Consider the following 23,243-nt stretch of genomic DNA (forward strand, 5'->3'; position numbering starts at 1 on the left):
TAGCAATATGAGTACTTCTGGTCCCTTAGTTTCGGTGGTGATTCCTTGTTATAATCATCAAAGTTTTGTGCAAGACTCCATTCAAAGTGTCATTGATCAAAGCTATAAAAATATAGAATTAATAATTATAGACGATGGCTCTAAAGATAATTCAGTCCAGAAAATCGAGGAAATGATTCTGGCCTGTGAGCAAAGATTTGCCCGATTTGAATTTAGGAATAGACCCAATAAAGGACTCAGTGCTACTTTAAATGAGGCACTTGAGTGGTGTCAGGGTAAGTATTTTGCTGTATTGGCTTCTGATGATTTAATATTGCCTCATAAAACTGATGCACAGGTAAGTTTTTTAGAGCAACACCCAGAGGTAAATTCAGTATTTGCTGGCGTTAAGCTGATCGATAGTCGTCATAAGGAGCTGTCTGTTTCTTTAAGAAAGCCTGGGGTTTATAGCTTTGAGAGTATCATTATGAATAAACATGACTTTCCTGCTGCCACACAGTTACTTAGGTTAGAGGCGGTTAAACAGGTTGGAGGATACAATCCAAAAATTGCTTTAGAAGATTGGTATATGTGGTTAAAACTTAGCCAAATTGGCGATATTTACTATCTCAATGAGGTGCTAGGTCTCTACCGGCAGCATGACAGTAATTTTTCTGGCAATATTGAAAAAATGATGCAAGGTCGAATAGAGGTTCTCAATTGCTTTAAAGACTCTGAATATTATGAGCCGGCAATGGAGAAGGTTTTGTGGTCTAATGCACGTAGAGAGTTTGAGAGTAAAAAGGGACTAGAAAAGCTTGAGAAGTTCTCAGGGCTATTTAAGCAAAAACCATTGAAAGCGACGAATCTAGTGTTTAAACAAATGATTAAAAAAGTCAAAAATAAATAGTAGGCGATAAGGTAATGGGGCTTGATATTACCAATAACGAAAACAAGCCCCAACATACCGATTGCTACAGAGAACTAAAAAAGTTTATATCCCTATTTTAGCCTTAATCTTAGCTTCCACCTTTCTAATATTTTTATCATTGATGGTCTTACTCATTGCTCTAAATGGAATGACTAATTTCTCACCAATGCCATCTACCAGTACAAATTCAGGGCGACCTTGGCGCGATTCGGTATACATGATACCGCCAATGTTAACCTCACCAAATACCACGTGGTAATCACAGCAGTCGTCAAAGAATTGATCGAGTGCCTTTTTCTGAGCTTCGCCAAATTGTTGCTGGTTGACCAAATCCTCTAAGGTTTTAGGCTCTCCAGAGGGAGCAATAATCTTTTCAGTAACCAGTCCGAGTCCTTGATCTGTGTCAATAAAGCCGTGTACTGTTTCTATAGGGAAGGTAAATAGTTTTTGGCTGTAATGGGTTTTACACAGCTGTAAATACTGCAATAATTCACGGCGAAACTGGCGATAGATACCTTGATGACGATTAGCGCGTAATCGGCTTTGAGTCGCTCGGCCACCCTCAGCTGTCGCATTTTCAGGCTTCATTAATTTTATGACCTTATTAGCCTCATCTGGATGCTGATAAACTAACTTTTGAGTCCCTTGTCCTAACAGTTGTAACTGATCAATTTTAATCATAAAAGCTAAGCCTTATAAGTTAAAAGTAGAGATGGTAATAAGGTTTATTTAAATACTATTTTTTTGGCAAGCAAATGCTTTTTGGTGTTTCTAATAAGTCTACTGGCCTCTAATTGTAATTTACTAAAGCCCTTTTTCTTCTCTTGTTTACGACGCAGCTTACGTTCAGAAGATAATGCACTGGGTAAGGTTACCTCGCTGTTATTATCTTGTTTCTTCTTTAAAATCTTCTCTTGCTCACACAGGGCCGGTAGCATTTGATAGACAGGCTCTATTTGAGTGGCAATAAACTCATCAAAAATCATTTTATCGACAGGTTTAGCAGGCTGTTTTAAAATGAAGTCTAAAAAAAGCTTAGCACCCTGCAAAGATAAGATATATCCAGCGGCACCTAGGTTTTTACCTTCAAGAATAGCAAGCTTACGCTTATTAGGTATTACCTCATAAGTCTTAGAGGATAAATAAGCCTTTTTTGAAAATGCCTCTATTTTAATAATATTCCAATCCGGTTGTATCCAATTGGTCTGGGTCAGTAACTCTGTGGCATCTTCTCCCAAAAAAACATCGTCTTCGAAGATGGCGACATAATCAAGCTGCTCTGCAATGATTTTCTCCCATACTGCAACATGGCTCATCATACATGCCAGCTCAGTAGGGGTTAAATCTGAGGTATCCTCTAAGTTTAGACTCTTAGCGTATTGAGCTGCTTGCTCAGGTCTTAGAGCGTCAAAAAACTCATAGCTAAGGTGATGTTTCCCAAATTCATTTTCGATGTGTTGACGTCTTTTATTGGCAGAATCTAAGCTAATAATAATATTCTTCATAACTGTTTTATCCATATAAAGCACTGGTATTTGGGCTAAACCAGATTTTGAGTAGTTTTTAATACAGTTATTTATTCAAATAAAGATGCTTAACAGCCGCCGCTTTGTCTTGTAGCATTCTTTTTTGTTTTTTGAGATTATAGCTGCCATCTCGGCCTTCTTTATCTTTACGCTGAATATTTTGACTGGACTGAGTGCCTAAAATATCACTATCGATCCCCATAGGGCTAATCACGGCGGGCCAAACACCTAGACCTTTGCCATTTTGACTGAGCCATCTTTGAAAGAAAATATCGACTGGCATCGTAATGGGCTTGCCATGCTTAATAAATTCTTCGGCGCCTTTACGTGACCAAATCAGCCCAAGACCCCTAATAGGAAAATAATAGGCGTGCCAAAGCGTATGTTCATTGATGGTTGTGATATCTTTGGCCAGTTTCTTTTTTTTGGCAGCAATATTGACCAAATACCAGTCAAGCTCTGGATGCGCATATAAATACGATACGGCCTCTTTGACTACCGGCGCAAATGCACTGGACATCTTCATATCATCTTCTAAAACTATCAGCATATCCGCATCGGTCTCAAGAAACTTCTGGGCGCACTGATAGTGACTCAGATAACAGCCGATTTCTGAGTTTAAAAGGCTGCGGCCTAAGTTACTACGCGTTTGTTCGTCATCATAATCGACAAACTCAGATAATGCTTTACCACGCCCATCATACGCCGATATTCTTTCAAAGTCCCAGTTCTGCTGCTGTAGCTGCTCGGTAGAGCGCTCGAGTCGTTTGTCACTGCCATCTAAGTTGATTAAGTAAGTTAATACTTTCATAAGAGGTATCTTGTCCTTAGTGTGTGATAGTCAGCCTTGCGCAGTCAATAGTGACTGCGGCAGGTAGGACTGAAGCTTGGTAAACATGGCCTCAGTAACTTGAGCAAATTCTTTAGCGGGCAGTTGATCCATACTTTGTATGCAGCCATATTTGATATTAGAATCTTGCAAACCTTTAATAAACTGCTGCACACTGCGCTCATCTTTTAGATAATTGATGTCAATATCAGGCTTTAAGATGACCTGATTTTGCTTGATTTTCAAGTGATTCATCAATGATATGGGATTAAACTGCTCCACATCACGAAATTTATACTCGATTTGTTTAGCCAGTAGCGTAGGCTTGCTTAATAAGAAATTTCGCAAAATATTTTTATCAACAATATGCGGATAATGATGTATTTCAAAGAACTTGCTCATCCCCGCCAGTTGTGCCCCCAGCATTTGAGCAATAGTATGCTTAGGCTGCACCGGCTTACCCACTAGCTTTTGTAATGTCTTGCGGTAATCAAGCTTAGCCTTCAGTGGCAGGCTGCTACGCCAGTGGCCATACACTACCATCTTATTATCAGTCAAAAAATCTTCAATCTGGGCTGGTTGATTAAAAAAGAAGTCATCATTTAAGTAGATAAAATAATCAGACAGACCTGGTATATTGCACAGCATGGTCTCAATCGAGCGGGTATTAAAGGTTGGCAGATACTGCTCGTAGCCTGCGAAGATTTGCTTGTGGTCAATAATGCGAATTTTGTCTTGGGTACAGATACCTTGTGCCGCAAACTCTTCGATAAATTTAGGCTGCTGCTCATCAGAGACGATATAGATATAGCGACAAAAGGGCACGTATTTTAAAATAGAGGCCACGTTAAAATAGATTTCATTGTTACTGGCAAAGCGAGTGGCACTAATCGCATCAGAGGCCACTTGAGTGGTTTTTTGATACGACTGGCGCTTTTGCTTGAGCTTCGGGTCATCACCGTCCACCCAGGCGATAACTAAGTCTATTTCAGATGGGGATTGTAGGCTCACAAGGGCTCTCACTATGTCATGGTAATATAAGTATCTGGGTAGATAGCTCTTTAGTTATCTGCTACCGAGTCGATGTTTTTATTTCCAGTAATCCTTAAGCCAAGGGCTTGGCTTCACATGGCGATACCATTTACCGCCACCACCTTTAATCGCATCAGGCGGATTAATCTCACCATGAAAGATAATAATTTTAGCGTTATCAGGTAAGCTTGGCGCTTTAATAAAACTCATAGCAGGAGAGGGCATACATTGGTATTTAAAGCTTACGCACCAAGTTTTATCCCAGTACTCTAAGTGGTGATGCTTACGCAAATAATTAGATAAATAAGCCTGCTCATGACGTACCTCTTTGCTTATCTTGGCAAAGTTTTGCTCGAAGTGACTGAGCAGGTTGGGATAGGTGTTTTGACCAATTTTAAAGCGGTACACTGAGCTGTTGCCCACCATGCGCCAAGGCTTTTTCCAGTCACGGATGATGACCACGCTGTCATCAAACTTGGCTTCGTATTCAAAAAAAGCATCGATATTATCAACAATAACAATATCAATATCCAAAAATAGCGCAGTACCTTTTAAGTCATATAATTCAGGCTTAAAGGTGGTTAGCTTCTTCCAGCCACGTTCAGGCAAGCCCTCAGGTAGATTGAGCTCAGGAATAGGGTAGCAGCGCACATTGGGGTCAATACCCGTCTCATCATCGGTAAGGCATACCATCTGAAAATCTAATGTCAGATGACGCTTGACCATATTGTATAGACGGTTGACATACTCAGGGCCATATTTGGTGCCCCATTTCATACAGATCACATAGCGGGCCTCACTATTTGAAGAAGGCGTAAGGCGTGAGTCAGATTGGGTAGTTGTCATGAGTTACTCGGGCCAAATAGGTGGGTTTAGGAGTCAGTAAAATGCTTACTTGTCTAATGAGCGCTCTAATGTGCGATCGGGTGAATCCTCTAATGCTTCATTTTGCCGAGCATTTTGGGTCAATAACTTAGGTTTAACATAAGCGCCAATAAACTGCTTTAGCTGATCCGTACTGGCTTTGTAAGGATTGTTGATTAAGGGAATTTGTTTGAAGCGTCGATAGCTCCACATATAGTGATCAGGGAAGCGCTTGATCATGTCCTCCATCGCTTTGTTTAAAGCGCTGGTAGCAACTACAATGTCCTTATCAAATAGCTTAGGGTCATCTAAGGCGAAGCAGTGGACATCAAAGCCGCTTTTTAAGGGTGAGTCATTGTCACTGCGTACACAGACCAGTCCTACCAATGAGCACTTGGTCTTGCTGGCAAGCTTGGGTGCAAGCGTACTGGTTAATGTTTCAATACCAAAAAATGGTGCTTGAACACCGCCTGAGGGCTGAGGCACATGGTCGGGTAGGATGATACTAAAGCCGCCAGATTTTAAGGTCTTAAAAATGGCCTTTATACCCGAGGCGTCAGTGGGGACCATCTGTGAGTTAAGGCGTTGGCGGCCTTGCAGAATAAAGTCATTTTGAAGTCGGTTTTTGACCGGTTTATATAAGATAGTAGGTGAGCCAAATTGATTCAGCCAGGCATTCATAATCTCCCACGTACCCAAATGCGGGACAATGGCAAGCATGCCCTTAGGATCTTTTAAGGCAGCCTCAAGTATCTGCAGATTATATACTTTATTGACTTGGTTGATGCTCCAAGCAGGCGGCATCGCCCAGCTTTTCACTGATTCAACCGTGCTTAAGAGTTGATTGCGAATAATTTGTTCTGAAAGTTGCTCACGAGCTTCATGGTCAAGCTCAGGTGTTGCCAATTGCAGATTGATATCAATGCTGCGTTTGATCGAGGTGTTAGGAATATTATTCACGATGGGAGTGACGAAAAGTGCCACTGCCCGCATAGCGGACAATGGCACAAATTTGACGGCATTTAATGGGTTCATAGACTTAACTCGCAATAAGGGGTAATTATCTAAGCTATTGAATAACCACCGCTTTGCCAGCTAAGTGTGCTGCTGGTGGGGGCTAGCCCCACAAGCGGTTAGCTAAATTACTCTTTGTTTTCAGCTTGCGCTTTTTCGCGCACACGAATGCCCAGCTCACGCAGCTGACGGCTGTCGACTTCTGCAGGGGCCTGAGTTAATGGGCAGTCTGCAGTTTTGGTTTTCGGGAATGCAATCACGTCACGAATAGAGCTTGCGCCCACCATAAGCATAATCAGACGGTCCAAACCGAAGGCTAAGCCGCCATGCGGAGGCGCACCGAATTTTAAAGCGTCTAATAAGAAGCTAAACTTCTCGTTGGCTTCTTCTTCTGAGATACCTAAGGCATCAAATACTGCACGCTGCATCTCAACTGTGTTAATACGTAAGCTACCACCGCCAATCTCAGTACCGTTTAGTACCATATCATAGGCGATAGATAGGGCTGTTTCTGGGTTGTTTTTTAGCTCTTCAACTGAGCCTTTTGGCATGGTGAAGGGGTGGTGCATTGAGGTCCACTTACCATCATCGGTCTCCTCGAACATTGGGAAGTCGACGACCCATAGCGGAGCCCACTCACAAGTTTCCATGTTCATATCTAGACCGATTTTGACACGTAGCGCACCCATAGCATCATTCACAATCTTGGCTTTATCTGCACCAAAGAAAATGATGTCGCCATCTTGTGCGCCTGTGCGCTCAATTAAGCTTACCAACACCTCATCGCTCATGTTTTTGATGATAGGCGATTGTAGGCCAGACTCTTTGTCGACACCATTGTTGATGTTGCTGGCATCGTTAACTTTGATATATGCCAGACCACGCGCCCCATAGATGCCGACGTATTTGGTGTATTCATCGATTTGCTTACGGGTTAGTGAGCCACCATTTGGCACACGTAAGGCGGCCACACGACCTTTAGGATCGTTAGCAGGGCCTGCAAACACTTTAAAATCAACCGACTGCATCAAGTCTGCGACGTCGATTAGTTTTAATGGGATACGTAAATCAGGCTTATCAGAGGCATAGTCACGCATTGCTTCAGCGTAGGTCATACGTGGGAACTTACCTAAGTCCACATCTAGCATGGTCTTAAATAGGTTTTGGATCAAGCCTTCGTTGATGTCCATGATGTCTTCTTCAGACAAGAAAGACGTCTCGATATCCACCTGAGTGAATTCTGGCTGACGGTCGGCACGTAAGTCTTCATCACGGAAACACTTGGCGATTTGATAATAACGATCAAAGCCTGCCACCATTAATAACTGTTTGAACAGCTGTGGCGACTGAGGCAAAGCAAAGAAGTTACCTGGACGGGTACGTGATGGCACAAGATAGTCACGTGCACCCTCTGGTGTGGCACGCGTCAAAATTGGGGTTTCAACGTCTAAGAAACCTTGGTCATCTAAATAACGACGGATGGTAGAGGTGGCTTTGGCACGAAATACCATACGCTCTTGCATCTCTGGACGACGCATGTCTAAATAGCGGTATTTTAGGCGCAAATCTTCTGATACAGAGATATTCTCGTCATTTAATGGAAATGGCGGTGTTTCAGATTTGGCCAATACGACAATTTCTTTGGCCAACAGCTCAACATTACCACTGGTCATATTCGCGTTTTCGGTACCTTCATAGCGCTTGCGCACACGACCTGTAATCTTTAATACATACTCAGAACGTGCAGCATCAGCGGTTGCAAAAGCTTCTGGCGTATCGGGGTCAACGACAACCTGCAAGATACCCGCGCGATCACGCATATCTAAAAAGATAACCCCACCATGGTCACGGCGACGATGAATCCAGCCTGTTATAGTGATGGTTTGCTCTAGTAACGCTTCGGTTACGGCCCCACAATACTCGGTACGCATCATAAATTGTCCACTACCTATCAGTTATCAAAAAAGAATTCTTATAAATTCAAGAAGGTTCTGTCAAAGAATTTTTATCAAACGCACATTATGCCTAATCTTGCGTGTTGATACAACCAAACACCCTTGAAATTATTGAAATGCAAACGCATATTAATAACAATATGATAAAAAATTATTTGTGCTAGAGCGTTATTATATCCCATCTAGTTTTCGATATGTTTTATACCCTTAAAGGAATATTTATGTTGTTTTATCCGGCCAAAAACCCAGTTGAGTTAAAAGTAGTTCATTTAAATAAAAGTCAAAACGAGCGTCGCAAGCATCTTATTGAAGCGACAGGGGACAAAAATGCGGTAAAACAATTCCAAAAAGCACTGGCCAAAAAAGCCAAGCAAAAACTAAAAGACAAGTCTAAAGCGAAAGCCAAGCAAAAGCGTGTATTTGTGCTTGATTTTGATGGTGATATTAAAGCCAGTGCCGTTAAGCACTTGCGCGAGGAGATCAGCACCATCATCAGCGGCGCCAATAAGGGTGATGAGGTGGTCATTCGTCTAGAGTCAGGCGGGGGCATGGTACATAGCTATGGCTTGGCTGCAGCTCAATTGGTGCGCCTCAAAGACGCCGGCTTAACGCTCACCATTGCCGTGGATAAAATCGCTGCCAGTGGGGGTTACATGATGGCCTGTGTGGCAGATAAAATTTTAGCAGCCCCGTTTGCCGTTATCGGCTCAATTGGTGTGGTCTCACAAATGCCAAACTTTAATAAATGGCTAAAAAAACACGATATCGATTATGAAATGTTTACCGCAGGTGAGTACAAGCGTACGGTGACTGTTTTTGGTGAGAATGATGATGACGATCGTGCCAAATACACTGAGGAGCTAGAGCAAACACATAAGCTATTTAAGCACTTTGTGACCACCTATCGCCCGCAGCTGGACTTAACCAAAGTGGCCAATGGCGATCATTGGTATGGTGAGGATGCGCTGCATTTAAACCTGGTCGATGAGCTGACGACCTCGGATGCATATTTGCTAAAGCAAATGGATGAGCATCAAGTGTATGCCATTTTATCACGCCAAAAACCCACTTTGGCTGAGAAGTTGGGTTTTGCTAACGCCGCTCATTCGGCGGTATCAGGCTTGGTAAGCACCGCAACCAAGTCAGCGTTGACTGTGCTGGGTAATAAATTGCCTGAGGTTATGAGCAAGATTGAGCAAGACAAGCGTTTAAAGTTTTAATGGTTGGATAAACTATCAGCCACTTGATGTGAAGAAAAAGCGACCTTAAGGTCGCTTTTTTTGATGGATTTATCTTGTAATAACCTGAATGATAAGGATTGAGTTTAATCAGCAAAAACCAATCGTTAAGACCAGTAATCAAAGATAAATTAACCAAGGATAGGTGTTCAATGGATAAGCATTTGACGTTTAATAAGACACTTTTAGTCAAGATGGGTTTGGCGGGTGTGCTGGCAACCTCTGCGGCAGCACTTGTCATCGGCCGCATCTGGAAGCCAGATTTGCAGGCCTCTAAGCTTAAGCATTGGGAGCTGCCGACCAGCTTTTATGTCGATGTAGAAGGATTACAGGTGCATGTGGCCAAGTCTGAGACATCTGATAACTTAGCGGCTACTAATAACTGTGAAGCGCAAAGCGGCGCTGAAACTTTGTTACTAATCCATGGCACGTCAGCCAGCTTGCATACTTGGGATGGCTGGACTGAGGCGCTTAAAGAACAATATTGCGTGGTACGCTTAGACTTGCCAGCCTTTGGGTTAACAGGCCCTTATGCTGATGATACCAAGCCCTATAGCTTAGATAATTATGTTGATACTGTCATTAAAGTGATGGATAAGCTTGATATCAAGCGAGCGACCATTGCCGGTAATTCGCTTGGCGGCGGCATTGCTTGGCTAACTGCTTTAATGCACCCTGAGCGGATTGACCGCTTGATATTGGTTGATGCATCAGGCTTTAAATTTACCCCCAAACGCATGCCCATTGGCTTTAAACTGGCACAGTCTCCCGTATTAGATGGTCTTACTGAGCATGTACTCCCCAAAAGCATGGTGCGCAGTAGTGTGCAGAGTGTTTATGCAGATAAATCCAAGGTAAGCGATGACTTGGTGAACCGTTATTATGAGCTCAGCCGCCGTGCAGGCAATCGTAAAGCCTTGACCAGACGCATGCGCGAGGGGTTATATCAAGATGAAGTCAAGCGCCTGGGTGAGATTACGCAGCCCACACTGATTATCTGGGGCGCACAAGATGAATTAATTCCTATTGAAAGCGCTTATAAATTTAAGGCTGCCATACCCAATAGCCAATTGGTGGTATTTGATCACCTAGGTCATGTGCCGCAAGAGGAAGACCCGAAAGCCACAGTGGCTGTGGTGAAGCAGTTCTTGCGAGACACCAAATCTGATTATACTAAGTCGTTTAACTAAATAAATCATCCAGTATTGAGTCAAAGGGGCAGAGTATGACGACACTGTTTATGGTGCAGCTCGGCGCCACACCAAAGGGTCGGCTGATTGAACAGCACGACATGTTCTTTGGGGTAGCAGATAAGGTAGGCGATTTGATAGATGCGATAAATGCCCACTGGCCTGCGGTCAAGAACAAATGGCATATCGACTCTTATCGTAGCGTCACTACGGTTATTAACCCTGATGGCAGTGCTTATCATATTGAGTGGCAGGACGATAATACTGCAGAAAAAGATAATATAAACTCGTCAATTAAGAGTAACCAGAGCACAGATAACGCTTCCGACTTAAAACTGTTTTTTATTAATTTGGGTGGCTATCAAGAGGGCAGTATCGAAGAGTTTCATTACAAAATGCTGGTGGTTGCACCCACTCAAGCTACAGCAATGAAAGCGGCCGCTACGACCGAGTTTTATAAAAATTACAGCTATAATGACGACGATGTTCCCTTCAATGCCGCCTCACACATTGATAATAAACATCAGGTGGATGTCGATGATATCTATGATGTTAATGGTCTGCTAAGTGTTGGTCGACTGGCTATCACGCCTATACCTGTTGGTTCTATTGACTTTGATGAAGCTGTAGAGGATAAAAATTATGTCGGCTACCTCAGTCTCAAGACGCTTAAAAGTTTGGCGTTGTGAGTTTGGCATTATAAGTTAATTTCTCGTAATCAAGGGCAACTCAAAAATAACCGCTCAGCAGTGTTATAATAAACCCTTGATTGTGCGGCCATTACCCCTCATAAAACCCCCATGCCCTTTGAAGTAATGGCATGAGAAATATAAAACGTCTTAGCGTATAAAGTAGGGGTTCAAGCGGCCATACCTGCGCCCACGTCTGTTTATTTTACCCCGTACTGTTCTACCTTTTTATACTATAGATAGTTGTGTCACTGCAATGCTTTGCTGACCCCAAAATTCAAGCCGATAAAGCCAAAAAAAACTTATGACTAAAGACACGAATAGCACTGCCTCCTCTAACCCTCAAGAGCCCTCGTTAACGCAGGCGCATCAACATAATGCGTCTGTGGTAGAGGATGGCTCAAACGATAAGATAAGCTCTAAATTGGCTGTTTTTGAATCGATGAAGGAGCTGCCGGTACTGGCCAAAGACCGTCATTTTCTAAGCCGCTTGCAGCGTGAATTATCACGTCTGCCAAAAAACGCAGACCCTAAAGTATTGGCAGACAAGCAAGCTAAGTTTGAGCAAATAAAGCAGCGCTCACAGCACGTGGTACAACAGCGTATTGATAGCATTCCTCATAATTTGCCGCAGCTGCTTAATGATGAGCTGCCAGTCAGTAAGCGCAGCATCGATATTATTCAGGCCATCACCGACCATCAAGTGATTATTGTGGCCGGTGAGACCGGCTCAGGTAAGACCACTCAGCTGCCGAAGCTTGCGATGCTGGCAGGCCGAGGTATTACGGGTCAGATTGGCCATACTCAGCCCAGACGACTGGCGGCGCGCAGTGTGGCCAACCGAATTGCTGAAGAGCTGGGTGAGCCACTTGGGGAAACCGTTAGCTTTAAGATTCGGTTTAATGAGCAAGGCAGCGCCCAATCCGTGGTCAAATTAATGACCGATGGTATCTTGCTGGCCGAGCTGGGTCATGATCGTTTTTTAACCCGTTATGACACAATTATTATCGATGAGGCGCATGAACGCAGCCTAAATATCGATTTTATTATGGGCTATTTAAAACAGCTGCTGCCCAAGCGTCCAGATTTGAAGGTGATTATTACCTCAGCCACCTTGGATACCGGCCGTTTTAGTGAGTATTTTGCTCAGTATGACCCTGTTAAAAAGCGTATGGTGCCGGCGCCTGTTATTGATGTCGAGGGCCGAGGTTATCCAGTTGAAGTGCGCTATCGTCCGCTGACAGATACCCCAGTGAGCAGCTCAGATGACGACAGTTATGATGACTTTGAGGATAATCTGCCGCGTGCGGTGGTGGCGGCGGTAGAGGAGTGCTTTGAAGATGCGATTGCTAAAGGGCATCCTGAGCATGCCGATATTCTGATATTTGCCGCAACCGAAGCAGAGATTCGTGAGATGCAACAGGTGCTGGTGCAACATGGGCCGCGCCATACTGAAGTGCTGCCATTATTTGCGCGCCAGACTTACGCTGAGCAGCAGCGTATCTTTCAGCCCTCAGGTCGCGGCAGACGCATTGTTATTGCCACCAACGTGGCAGAGACCGCGCTGACTGTCCCGGGTATCCGCTATGTTATTGACTTAGGTTTTGCGCGTATCTCGCGGTATTCGTATCGCTCACGGGTACAAAGACTGCCTATTGAGGCCATCTCACAAGCGGCGGCCAACCAGCGTAAAGGGCGCTGTGGTCGTGTGGCGCCTGGGGTATGTATCCGCCTATATTCAGAAGAAGACTTCGCCAGTCGCCCTGAGTTTACTGAGCCTGAGATTCTGCGTACCAACTTAGCATCGGTGATTTTACAGATGGCAAGCTTGCGTCTGGGCACAGTAGAGAGCTTTGATTTTATCGAACCACCTGATAGCCGCTTGGTCAAAGATGGCCGAAAGCTGCTCGATGAGCTCGGTGCACTGACGCCAAAAAATAGCGACAGTAAAAAACCTGTGGCTAAGCAAACACTCAATGATGTCAAGCTGACCCGTATTGGTCAAAAAATGGCACGCATGCCGATTGACCCAAGGCTTGCCCGTATGCTGGTCGCTGGTAGTGACTTTGATTGTATGCTTGAGATGCTTATCATTGTGGCTGCACTTGCGGTGCAAGATCCCAGAGAGCGTCCAGCCGAGAAGCGGGCTCAGGCTGATCAAAAACATGCTATTTTTCGTCAAGAAGACTCTGACTTTCTATTTTATCTAAGCCTATGGAACGCTCTATATGGCGGCGGTAGTAATAAGCTAAGCAGCAGTCAGCGCAAATCCTTTGCCAAAAAGCATTATCTAAGCTTCCCGCGTCTGCGTGAATGGGAGAAGACCTACCGCCAGCTTGAGCAAATGGTGACTGACCTAAAGCTGCTCACAGACTCTGGCACAGAGCATAAAGACAAGCCCCACACGCAAAATGACGCTGCTAAGGGCCAGCGTCATGCCAATCAGGCAGTAACCGTGGCCAAAAGCGTGGCCACGGACCTAATTGTTGATAATGCCAGTGATAACAAGGTCAATGAAGCGCAGCGTGCGGTGAAATATGCCAACCTGCATCGTGCGTTACTAACCGGCTTACTGTCTGTTATTGCGCATAAGACAGATCAGCGTGGTGAGTATCTGGCTGCACGTCAACAAAAAGCCAAAATATTCCCAGCCAGTACCGTGTTTAAGCAAGTACCTGCTTGGGTAATGGCGTTTGAAATAGTTGAGACCTCACAAGTATTTATGCGCACCGTGGCAAAAATTGAGCCAGAATGGATTATCTCTGCCGGGGGCAATCTGCTTAAATACCATTACTTCGAGCCGCATTGGTCGAAGAAAACCGGTCGCGTGCGTGCTTATGCTCAGATCAGCTTATTTGGTCTGATTGTGGTCGCTAAGCAATTGACAAATTATGAACAGATTAACCTAGAGGAGTCACGAGAAATATTCATTCGCGATGGTCTTGTGACTGGTAATCTGGGCCGTCAAGCACCTTTCTTGCAGCACAATATGGACAAAATTGCAGATGTTGAGCGTATAGAAGAAAAGCTGCGTCGCCGTGATTTGTTAGTGGATGAAGAGGACTTATATCAATTCTACGAGCGCAAAATCCCAGAACACATTGCCAGCCGTAAAGCCTTTGAAGACTGGCGTGCTGATATTGAAAAAGAAGACCCAAAATTCTTGTTCTTTACCGATGAGGATGTGCTGAAAGAGACGGCACCGACCACAGGCGAGTTCCCAGAGGTTTGGCAATTGGGTGATTTAAAGCTGCCTCTTAAATACGTGTTCGATCCGGCCTCTGAAGATGATGGGGTGACCATTAGAGTACCGCTTGCTGCCTTACCGCAGCTAGATGCCATTGAATTGTTATGGGGGGTACCAGGCTGGCGTTATGAGCTGGTGCTGCAATTGCTCAAATCCTTGCCCAAAGAGATTCGCCGCAAGATTGTGCCCATTCCCAATACCGCAGACAGCTTATATGACGAGCTTGAAAAAAATCACCAGCAAGGTTTATTAAACCAGCTGTGCCAGGCCTTGCAGCGCCGCGGTGTGCTTGGGGTAAAACCAGAGGACTTTAATCCAAGCGCTATCGACCGTTACCTGCAGCCACAAATCTGTGTGGTTGATGACAAAAAGCGGGTCATTGAAAAAGGGCGTGATCTTAAAGCATTGCAGCAACGTCATGCCAGCAAGACCAGTCAAGCGTTAAGCAGCAGCCAAGATACGCAAGGGGTACATACCAGCTTCCCTGAGCACTTTAGATTTAGCAAAAACCGTCATAGTGCCGGTATTGTGATGAAAGAGTTTTCTGCACTGGTGGCTGATGAGGCTGGCGAGGCGGTGACCATTCATCAATTTACCGATGTGACAGCAGCGCTAAAAGCGCATCGCAAAGGGGTATTGACCCTTATCCGCAGCAAACTCGGTGCCAAGCAAAAGCAGCTCACCAGTCAGATTGATAAGACCTTTAAGCTGGCCTTTGCGCCTTTAGGCGATATGGAGAAATTAAAGACCATCGTGGTAGACGCCACGCTTGACGCCACCTTAGAAGCGTACGCACCAAGCTTTGAAGATCATGACGAAGCGCTGCCTGATAATGCTGATAAAGTTGCTGAGAAATTGGCCAATCAGTTGCCGCTAGATGACACAGAGTTTGAAAAAACATCTGAAAAGGTATTGGCCAATTTCTTATTAGAAGGCCAAAAAGTGCTAAGACTGCTGCGAGATGTCTATGCGCGATGGCAGCGTATCCGCCGCAGCCTACTGATGCTTGATCGTGACGTGTTTGGTGAATCGATAGATGATATCGAGGATCAGCTTGATGATTTGCATTTGTCAGACTTTGTGTATCGTATGGCGTATGAGGATTGGCAGCAATATCCGCGTTATCTTGAAGCATTAGAGATACGCATTGAGCGCTTAGAGCATAATCTTGATGGCGATCTGGACGCGGTGTATGAGCTTGATGTCCATATGGAGCGTTTGGCGGGGCGTGCAGATGACGAGACCATTAGTGACTACCGCTGGCTGGTTGAGGAGTTTCGTATTCAGCTGTTTGCGCAGCCGATGAAAACCCGTCAGTCGGTGTCACAAAAGCGGCTTAATAAAATGTGGGAACAGGTCAATGCTCGGCGGTAAATGTTAAAAAACCAAGAGACTTGCCTTATGTTGCCTGCTGTATTTAACGGCCATATCGGCTTTCTTCAGCAGCCAGGCGGCGCTACAGCATTATTTAAACCAGATCCTATTGAGTCTAAAAGAGCCACAGATAAACAGGCCCGGTTTAAAGCGTTATATGTATTGATACGTAAAAACGTTTACCGTTTTGGCCGCTTATCTAATTTTAGTTTGTATCTAATAAGGCCTCAGCTTTTATCTATATAAGATAAGCTGAGGCCTTTTTTTATCATCAGTCGCCGTAAAACCACCGACTTCAAGGGGTGGATATAAGGCGACAAGGTTGCTACAATCAATCAGCTATAAAGTTAAACCATCTACAAAAAACAGCTAAGACAAGTATAAATTGCGAGTACGCAGTGTCTTGACTGGTCGATGGTATTCCACACACACCCTCAAACTAGCTCGTGTCAACAGACAATCTTAACGGTAGGGTTAGTTTGAAATAAGAATCTTAGATGCAAGGTGTGAATTGCAAGGCGGTAGCCACCTCTAAGATTTGCGGTCGGGCTTAACCGTCTAGCTGTAGGAATCCCCTAGGTTTAGCGAGGGGAGGAAGTCAATGAGTAATAAGATAGTAATATAAAATGGGATTGGTTACTACTAAAAAGATAGTGACTATTGAAAATTTTTGTACTATATTCACTATTCTTTTAGTAGCAGCTTTTTTAGTAGTGGCTTTTCTGTTATTAGTGACTTGTATTTTAAGATTTGATTTACACGCCATAGGAGACACTTAATGTCAGTACACACATCGCTCTATCAATGGGCAACAGTACCTACTGAATTTATCAGTGCAGATGACATTGGCTTTGCCTATCGTGATTATGGTCAGCAAAGTGGTGGCACACCCATCATATTTTTAAACCATTTGGCAGCGGTTTTAGACAATTGGGATCCTCGCATTATGGATGGTATCGCCCAAACACATCACGTTGTGGCGTTTGATAATTCCGGGGCGGTTCACATGTTCACATCCAATAAGCCTGTAGATTTGAATGTCTCTATAATCTAATCAATAGCTTTAATTTCTTGTCTTTCAAGTCCGCCAACACCAGCCTAACAGCTCCATTAAAGATCCTTACTCTTAATACTAAAATACACGCTAAAAGTAATAATCGTCTTAACCCTCAAGCTCATCCAAGACTGCTCGAAAACTTGCCAGCCCAGCCTCAATGTTATCAATAATATCGCTGGCTAAATCTTCAGGATCAGGCAGGTTCTCTAAGTCAGTTAATGAATCATCCTTTAGCCAAAAAATATCTAAACTTGTTTTATCACGTTTCTTGATATCCTCAATACTATATTTACGCCAGCGTCCATTTGGGTTGGTCTCAGCGTCATAAGTCTCGGTGCGCTCGTTAATATTATCTGCATTGTAGCAAGTAATAAAGTCTTGCAAATGCTCTAGCGTCATCGGTTTACGCTTAAGCGTATGATGCACATTGGTACGGTAGTCGTAAATCCATACTTCTTTAGTGACAGCCTCTTCTTGCGCAGGATGATTATCGAAAAATAAAACGTTCGCCTTAACACCATTTGCATAAAAGATACCTGTTGGCAGGCGTAATATAGTGTGTAAATTGGTTACTTCTAGCAGCTTCTTACGTACTGTCTCGCCAGCGCCTCCTTCAAACACTACGTTATCAGGCAGCACAACAGCCGCCTTACCATTGGCTTTTAGCATTGTATAAATATGCTGTAAAAAGTTCACCTGTTTGTTAGAGGTAGTCGCCCAAAAGTCTTGACGGTTATAGACAAAGTCTTCTTTTTCTTGTTCGCCATCTTCATTGGTGACTGTAATACTGCTTTTTTTACCAAATGGTGGGTTAGCAAGCACCATGTCCACACTATTGCCATTTGTCCCAATAAGGGCATCATCAGAGCTAATAGGGCTTGTACCATCGATCTCACCGATACCATGTAAAAATAGATTCATTAAGCAAAGGCGGCGAGTGTTTGCGACAATTTCATTACCTGAGAATGTATTCTTTTTAAGGTTTTCTTTTTCTTCTTTGTCAAGATTATGATTTTGCTCAATGTAATCGTAGGCTGCTAATAAAAATCCGCCCGTACCCGCCGCAGGGTCAGCAATAGTGATATTTGGACCAGGCTGCATACATTCGACAATGGCTTGAATTAGCGGGCGTGGGGTAAAGTATTGCCCAGCGCCAGACTTAGTATCTTCCGCATTTTTTTCTAAGATGCCCTCATAAATGTCGCCTTTTACGTCTGTGCCTAGCCTTGTCCATTTAGTGCTGTCAATCATGTCAATTAGGCGAGCAAGCTTGGCAGGGTCTTGGATTTTGTTTAACGCTTTGGTAAATATCTGCCCCAGTAGCCCCTTTTGTTTGCCAAGCTCACGTAGCAACTTTAAATAGTGGCTTTCAAGCTCAGCGCCTGTACGGTTGGTTAAGCTCGTCCAGTCAAAGCCATCGGGGATACCTGTATCACGGTAGTAAGGTGGTAGGCTGTATTCATAAGCCATTTTTAAAAAGATAAGATAGGTGATTTGTTCTAGGTAATCGCCATAGCTGACCCCGTCATCACGAAGGGTGTTACAAAAATTCCAAACTTTAGAGACGATAGAGCTGGTTTGGTCGTGCTGATTAGTTGTAACAGTAGACGTATTGGGAGTAGTAGAAGGTTTGCTCATGGGTGGTTATCTCATTTAACAATATGTCGTTTAATATAAAGGTATAAGGAACAGCGGGCATAGTCTATGTCGAGCTCACTTATAACGGTAGCTTAATTTGCCCTTGCTCTGTCGTTGCGTCATCCGTGTCTATTTTGGCTGATTTACCTTGAGCGTCTGTTGCCTTGGTTTTAACTTTAGCTTTCTTTTTAGGGGTGCGTTTAGAGGTTGCTTTATTCTTTTTCTTAGCGTCTTTGGCTTGCTGTTCTGCCAAGGCTTGAGCTTCCCGTTCAGCTTTGATTTGCGCTAACAATTCGCTGGCAGGTGGATCATTAGGATCTTGTGGTACAAGCTTACCTTGAAAAGCTTTGTGGAGAATTGAGGTTTTTAGGAGATTGGCTTTGATTAACTGGTTATCAATATCAATAATTAACCTGTCTGTATCTGATAATTTTTCTTCAAGCTGTTTAACAATTTCTTTTTGCTCATCTAGACTAGTGAAAGGGATAATAAGATTTGATACTTTTGATAAGCTCAATGTATGAAGTCCAGTTGTAGAACTGGCTACCTTAACAATTCTTTTTCTGCCAATTGGTGACATTAGAAAGTACAGGATATAATGAGGGTCTACATTATTTAAAGTTCTTGCTTTGATAAGATGATTTTGGTGATAGCAAGGGTCTATCTCTCCATTCCAAAGAGCAACCCTGCCAATATGTTCAATGCTACCGTTACCTTCCACAATAAGAAGGTCGCCCTTCTGTAAAAGCACTCTAGGCTTTTCAGATTCTTTGATACCTATATAAGTTATATCATCCAACCGAAGTTCATTGGCATATACATTCGCTACTCTGAGATAAGGAACTTGTTCTTCAAGAGTTTTTCTGGAGGAGTTTTTGGTAAGTCCTCCTGAGATGGTTGATAAACTTTCTAAGAAATGTTCAGACCAGCAATCAGGTAAAATATCATTTAATTCTGTTTTATCAACATTGGCTATATTAGTTATTTGCTTCGGCTTACTAGGTTTTCTGCCATTCTTACCTTCTTTCTCCCACGCTTCAACCGACTTTTCCCATTCTTTAATTTGCTGGTCGTAATGGGCTTGTCGTGCCATTTGAATTTGCTCTAATAATTCGTCAGCTGTGGGTAACGACTTACCAGTATGCTTAGCATAATTTTTACGCCACTCTGCCGTGAGCTTACCTTCGAAAGCATGTTGTAGTAGTGATTGGCGGTATTGTTCCAGTTGCCGTTTCGCTAAGGTCAAGTTTGCAATACCTGCATCTACTTCTGAAAATAGGGTTTCAATTTTATCTACAATTCTGTTTTGTTCGTTAAGAGAACATAAAGATATATTTAGCTTTTCAAACTTACTCTTATTAACTATCGGAATAGTAGTGGCTGAAGCATTTGCTTCTAACTGGTTTATAAATTTACTAGATTGAACTTGATAGAAAATAAATTTTGAATTCAAATATTGACTTGGCACAATAGAGTTAATTTGTTGATTAGTGGCAACAGGTACATTGTTCAAAGCGGTTTTACCTAAATTACCAATACAGGAGACTAGAATAGAGTTCTCAGGCAGTAATCGGGCAGAAGTTAATCCTATTTTTGATAAATAGGTATCGCTTTTATTTATGATATTATTCTGAAGGTGAGGCGGTTTTATGAAGGGTATGTCTGAACCATAATTTTCAGAATGTTTAGTAGGTGGAGTATTTCCAGTAACAACTTCTCCAATTTCATGCAACTGTATTTCTACCCAGTTGCGACTTTCACCTAAAGTTTCTTCATTTATCATGCAATCAACTCAATATTTATTTCGTCTAGTAAATTATCAAAATCGGAATTTTCGCTTAATACATCATACGCTTGCCCTAAGCCACCATATTGATTAAATGGACTTAGCTCAAAGTCATCAGGCATTATCGCAAACGAGGTCGTTACATGGTCACGTATCATCCGTAGCCATTGCATTTGTTCCTCAGTAAAGGGCGTTTTACTTCTGGCATTGTGCGCAAACACCCAATCTTGGAAGTTCTTACGGACAGTATTATCAAAGGGCATTAGTTTATCATCAATCCCAATCACACGGCGTACCAAACTGACCAAAGCAATCAGCTCGTCATCCACTCTTTTAGAAGTCACACCATCAAGCATAGAGTACGCTTGCCACACCTTGAATATAGCCAATGGCGGCTTACTGGCTTGAATAGCGTCATACAGCTCTTTAATCATCTTAAAGCTTAATGCCTGACGCCGATAAGGCTGGTTATATAATATCTGCAAAGCGGTGATGCTGTCTTTATTGGCTTCTATATAATCTTTAAACCGTGTGACGATATGCTCAGCTTGTTCTGTTTGGTCGGTATCCCAACCAAGGTTTGTCACCTCATCGAGGTTTAAATGATCAATCTTTTGCTCGTTTTCACGGCGTATTTCTTCAAGCTGGGTAATTAGCTCGCCCGTTAACCAGCGACTGGCTTCTTTCACCCGTTTTTTCTGCGCTTTTTTAACCGCTTTATCACTAGGCGTTCCATCATTGCTTATCCCTTCAAGCTCACAGGCAGCTTCATGTACTAAGTCGGCATCAATCGCTGTAAATAGCTCTTTAATTAGATGGCTTAATGGAATGCCATTGGTAAACATCTCTAAAGCTTTATGTTGCTCAGGCTCTAAGGCAATATCAAGCCGTTTTAGCCTGCTGGCAAGTGAGCTGACCGTATCCGTATCCGATTGACCCATGACCACACCCATCGCCAAATCTCGAAAGCTGACTGATTTTTTGGTGTCTAATTGGCTACTGCTGGTCTTTAGCGATTTGGTCACACCAACGGCATCAACGATAACATAATGTGTCTTAGCCGTTTTAGCACTGGGCGACACTTTCTGTAGACCTTCTTTATCCAGTGTGCGTGTACCACGACCTTTCATCTGTTCAAAAAAGTTGCGACTTTTCACATCACGCATAAACAATAAGCACTCAAGTGGACGCACATCTGTACCTGTGGCGATCATGGTCACCGTTACGGCAATACGGGGGTTGTAGCTGTTTCTAAAATTCGCTAGCACGGTTTTGGCGGCTTCGCCTTCTTCGGTCACATTACCATTGTCATCTACTCGGTCTTGTTTTGTTTTATATGTAATCTTTTTGCAAAACTCGTTACCCTTACCAAATTCTTCACGTACTATATTGATAATGTCATCGGCATGGCTGTCACTTTTGGCAAAGATAAGAGTTTTAGGTACTTCGTCACGAGCAGGGAAGATAACGGGTAAGCTGTCCTTAAAGGCCCTGATAATGGTGCGTATTTGGCTAGGGTTGACGATGCCTTTATCGAGTTGTTTTGCGTTGTATTCCTCATCTTCGTCCTGTAGCTCCCAGCGCTTACGGCGAGTTAGCTTTTCTCTATGCTCTATTAGCTCATGTGCGGTTAGTTTTGCACCTTCTTTGGTAATCTTTGTCTCGATTAAATACACCTCATTGCCCACATTAACGCCATCGGCAACGGCCTCTTCATGGGTATATTCACTCACCACATTTTGATTAAAGAATCCAAAGGTGCGATTATCAGGTGTTGCCGTCAGACCAATCAAAAATGCGTCGAAATAATCGAGTACTTGTCGCCATAAGTTATAAATAGAGCGATGACACTCATCAATAAAGATAAAATCAAAAAACTCGGGAGGAATATCTGGGTTATAAACCACAGGTAGTGGCTCTTTGATGTGTTTCTCAAACACCTCTAAGCTTTCTTTTTCTAACGAGTCATCAAATGGCTCACCCTTTAGCATGGAGTACATGCGCTGAATGGTACACACATATACCTGAACCCCTGACGGAATGTGTGGCGAGGTGATGACTTGAGCATTATATAATTCAGTAAACTTGCGGTTGTCGTCTTGCGGAGAGAATACAATCATCTCCTGTTCGGCTTGCTCGCCTAAGTTGATGGTATCTACCAAAAATAAAATACGCCGTTTGCCTGTATATTTGAGCAAACGGTACATAACACTAATGGCGGTATAGGTCTTGCCAGCGCCCGTTGCCATTTGGATGAGCGCTCGCAAATGTGCTTCTGAAAAAGAACGCTCTAAATTGGTAATGGCTCGCTCTTGGCACTCTCGTAAACCAAGCTCTGATGCTGGCAGGCTGTTTGGATTAAGTGGTGGCATGTCACGAAGTTTTTTGCGTAGCGTGTTTTTACCTTCGTCGTACCATGTTTGCAAGGTTTCTGGCCGATGAAAATTAAAGACTTCACGTGCACGAGGATAAGGATCATTACGATTGGTAAACCGTGTGATTATCCCAGTAGACTCATACAGAAAGGCAATGTCAGCGTCATCAATATGCTTGAGCTCGCTGGTGGCATAGCGCTCGCTTTGTTCTTCAACAGTCGTTATTTTTTGACCGTAATTTTCTTCTTTTGCTTCAATAATACCGACAGGCTCTCTATCTATAAATAGCACATAATCGGCGGGACCAGTATCTGTTGGATACTCACGCACTGCTACCCCTAAAGCTGCATTAGAGTTGTAGTCTTTTAACTTTTGTACGACCCATCCTGCTTGCTTAAGCTGACGGTCAATATTATCACGAGCGATGTCTTCGGGACGTTGGTTAGCCATAAGGTTACTGATTTTAAGAGTTATTTTAATACTTAAATATAGCGGAAAACTGATCGTAATGCCAAACTA

The 23,243-nt window shown here is 43.3% G+C and carries 16 protein-coding genes and 1 pseudogene; 7 read left to right on the forward strand and 10 right to left on the reverse strand.

All coding sequences use genetic code 11. The features are described 5' to 3' along the window. Positions 1-7: 7 nt before the first annotated feature. A complete protein-coding gene (locus tag DLE54_RS04985; RefSeq protein WP_110816454.1) occupies positions 8-889 on the forward strand; it encodes a glycosyltransferase family 2 protein in 882 nt (293 codons plus the stop codon). Between the two features lie 84 nt (positions 890-973). On the opposite strand, the gene DLE54_RS04990 is transcribed toward DLE54_RS04985, so the two are convergent. The 7 genes from DLE54_RS04990 to aspS form a co-directional block, all read right to left on the reverse strand. After that, positions 974-1,591: a YrbL family protein gene (locus DLE54_RS04990; RefSeq protein ID WP_110816455.1), complete on the reverse strand. Its 618-nt coding sequence runs from the start codon at positions 1,589-1,591 to the stop codon at positions 974-976. A 44-nt stretch (positions 1,592-1,635) separates the two neighbouring features. After that, on the reverse strand, positions 1,636-2,415 hold the full coding sequence (locus DLE54_RS04995) for a glycosyltransferase family 25 protein (protein ID WP_110816456.1): 780 nt from the start codon (positions 2,413-2,415) through the stop codon (positions 1,636-1,638). Between the two features lie 67 nt (positions 2,416-2,482). Continuing rightward, positions 2,483-3,247, reverse strand: coding sequence for a glycosyltransferase family 25 protein (locus DLE54_RS05000; protein ID WP_110816457.1), 765 nt, complete (start codon positions 3,245-3,247; stop codon positions 2,483-2,485). Positions 3,248-3,277: 30 nt separating this feature from the next. After that, positions 3,278-4,276, reverse strand: coding sequence for a Stealth CR1 domain-containing protein (locus DLE54_RS05005; protein ID WP_110816458.1), 999 nt, complete (start codon positions 4,274-4,276; stop codon positions 3,278-3,280). A gap of 78 nt (positions 4,277-4,354) precedes the next feature. Continuing rightward, complete coding sequence (locus DLE54_RS05010) at positions 4,355-5,143, reverse strand: glycosyltransferase (protein WP_110816459.1); 789 nt, start codon at positions 5,141-5,143, stop codon at positions 4,355-4,357. A 45-nt stretch (positions 5,144-5,188) separates the two neighbouring features. Next, positions 5,189-6,196, reverse strand: coding sequence for a lysophospholipid acyltransferase family protein (locus tag DLE54_RS05015; protein WP_110816460.1), 1,008 nt, complete (start codon positions 6,194-6,196; stop codon positions 5,189-5,191). 107 nt (positions 6,197-6,303) lie between these two features. Continuing rightward, complete coding sequence (gene aspS / locus DLE54_RS05020; RefSeq protein WP_193564695.1) at positions 6,304-8,109, reverse strand: aspartate--tRNA ligase; 1,806 nt, start codon at positions 8,107-8,109, stop codon at positions 6,304-6,306. A gap of 242 nt (positions 8,110-8,351) precedes the next feature. Here aspS and sohB point away from each other — a divergent pair, with 242 nt between their 5' ends. The 6 genes and pseudogenes from sohB to DLE54_RS05055 all read left to right on the forward strand — a co-directional run. After that, complete coding sequence (gene sohB / locus DLE54_RS05025; RefSeq protein ID WP_110816461.1) at positions 8,352-9,350, forward strand: protease SohB; 999 nt, start codon at positions 8,352-8,354, stop codon at positions 9,348-9,350. Positions 9,351-9,520: 170 nt separating this feature from the next. Continuing rightward, positions 9,521-10,558 carry an alpha/beta fold hydrolase gene (locus DLE54_RS05030; protein ID WP_110816462.1) on the forward strand — a complete coding sequence of 346 codons (1,038 nt, stop codon included), beginning with the start codon at positions 9,521-9,523 and terminating at the stop codon, positions 10,556-10,558. A gap of 35 nt (positions 10,559-10,593) precedes the next feature. Next, positions 10,594-11,247 (forward strand): DUF1543 domain-containing protein, encoded by a 654-nt coding sequence (locus tag DLE54_RS05035; RefSeq protein WP_110816463.1) that lies wholly within the window; start codon positions 10,594-10,596, stop codon positions 11,245-11,247. A gap of 442 nt (positions 11,248-11,689) precedes the next feature. Beyond that, positions 11,690-15,868, forward strand: a complete 4,179-nt coding sequence (hrpA, locus tag DLE54_RS05040) for an ATP-dependent RNA helicase HrpA (protein WP_110817311.1) — start codon at positions 11,690-11,692, stop codon at positions 15,866-15,868. A gap of 27 nt (positions 15,869-15,895) precedes the next feature. Beyond that, positions 15,896-16,114, forward strand: a complete 219-nt coding sequence (locus tag DLE54_RS05045; RefSeq protein ID WP_162617731.1) for a hypothetical protein — start codon at positions 15,896-15,898, stop codon at positions 16,112-16,114. 532 nt (positions 16,115-16,646) lie between these two features. After that, positions 16,647-16,865: pseudogene (locus DLE54_RS05055) on the forward strand (alpha/beta fold hydrolase); the annotation flags it as partial. Between the two features lie 165 nt (positions 16,866-17,030). Here DLE54_RS05055 and DLE54_RS05060 read toward each other — a convergent pair. The 3 genes from DLE54_RS05060 to DLE54_RS05070 form a co-directional block, all read right to left on the reverse strand. Then, complete coding sequence (locus DLE54_RS05060; protein ID WP_110816465.1) at positions 17,031-18,563, reverse strand: type I restriction-modification system subunit M; 1,533 nt, start codon at positions 18,561-18,563, stop codon at positions 17,031-17,033. 79 nt (positions 18,564-18,642) lie between these two features. Beyond that, entirely contained in the window at positions 18,643-20,346 is a 1,704-nt protein-coding gene (locus DLE54_RS05065) for a restriction endonuclease subunit S (protein WP_110816466.1), read from the reverse strand. Continuing rightward, positions 20,343-23,174, reverse strand: coding sequence for a DEAD/DEAH box helicase family protein (locus tag DLE54_RS05070; protein ID WP_110816467.1), 2,832 nt, complete (start codon positions 23,172-23,174; stop codon positions 20,343-20,345). Before DLE54_RS05070 ends, DLE54_RS05065 begins: the two co-directional genes overlap by 4 nt. Positions 23,175-23,243: the final 69 nt, after the last annotated feature.

It is taken from the genome of Psychrobacter sp. YP14 (genome assembly GCF_003209315.1).
GTDB lineage: Bacteria > Pseudomonadota > Gammaproteobacteria > Pseudomonadales > Moraxellaceae > Psychrobacter > Psychrobacter raelei.

What these genes read in the sequence shown, in the direction of transcription:
- DLE54_RS04985 (WP_110816454.1), top strand. Translation starts at nt 8, where the DNA reads ATGAGTACTTCTGGTCCCTTAGTTTCGGTGGTGATTCCTTGTTATAAT.
- DLE54_RS04990 (WP_110816455.1), bottom strand. Translation starts at nt 1,591, where the DNA reads ATGATTAAAATTGATCAGTTACAACTGTTAGGACAAGGGACTCAAAAG.
- DLE54_RS04995 (WP_110816456.1), bottom strand. Translation starts at nt 2,415, where the DNA reads ATGAAGAATATTATTATTAGCTTAGATTCTGCCAATAAAAGACGTCAA.
- DLE54_RS05000 (WP_110816457.1), bottom strand. Translation starts at nt 3,247, where the DNA reads ATGAAAGTATTAACTTACTTAATCAACTTAGATGGCAGTGACAAACGA.
- DLE54_RS05010 (WP_110816459.1), bottom strand. Translation starts at nt 5,143, where the DNA reads ATGACAACTACCCAATCTGACTCACGCCTTACGCCTTCTTCAAATAGT.
- DLE54_RS05015 (WP_110816460.1), bottom strand. Translation starts at nt 6,196, where the DNA reads ATGAACCCATTAAATGCCGTCAAATTTGTGCCATTGTCCGCTATGCGG.
- aspS (WP_193564695.1), bottom strand. Translation starts at nt 8,109, where the DNA reads ATGATGCGTACCGAGTATTGTGGGGCCGTAACCGAAGCGTTACTAGAG.
- sohB (WP_110816461.1), top strand. Translation starts at nt 8,352, where the DNA reads ATGTTGTTTTATCCGGCCAAAAACCCAGTTGAGTTAAAAGTAGTTCAT.
- DLE54_RS05030 (WP_110816462.1), top strand. Translation starts at nt 9,521, where the DNA reads ATGGATAAGCATTTGACGTTTAATAAGACACTTTTAGTCAAGATGGGT.
- DLE54_RS05035 (WP_110816463.1), top strand. Translation starts at nt 10,594, where the DNA reads ATGACGACACTGTTTATGGTGCAGCTCGGCGCCACACCAAAGGGTCGG.
- hrpA (WP_110817311.1), top strand. Translation starts at nt 11,690, where the DNA reads ATGAAGGAGCTGCCGGTACTGGCCAAAGACCGTCATTTTCTAAGCCGC.
- DLE54_RS05045 (WP_162617731.1), top strand. Translation starts at nt 15,896, where the DNA reads ATGTTGCCTGCTGTATTTAACGGCCATATCGGCTTTCTTCAGCAGCCA.
- DLE54_RS05060 (WP_110816465.1), bottom strand. Translation starts at nt 18,563, where the DNA reads ATGAGCAAACCTTCTACTACTCCCAATACGTCTACTGTTACAACTAAT.
- DLE54_RS05065 (WP_110816466.1), bottom strand. Translation starts at nt 20,346, where the DNA reads ATGATAAATGAAGAAACTTTAGGTGAAAGTCGCAACTGGGTAGAAATA.
- DLE54_RS05070 (WP_110816467.1), bottom strand. Translation starts at nt 23,174, where the DNA reads ATGGCTAACCAACGTCCCGAAGACATCGCTCGTGATAATATTGACCGT.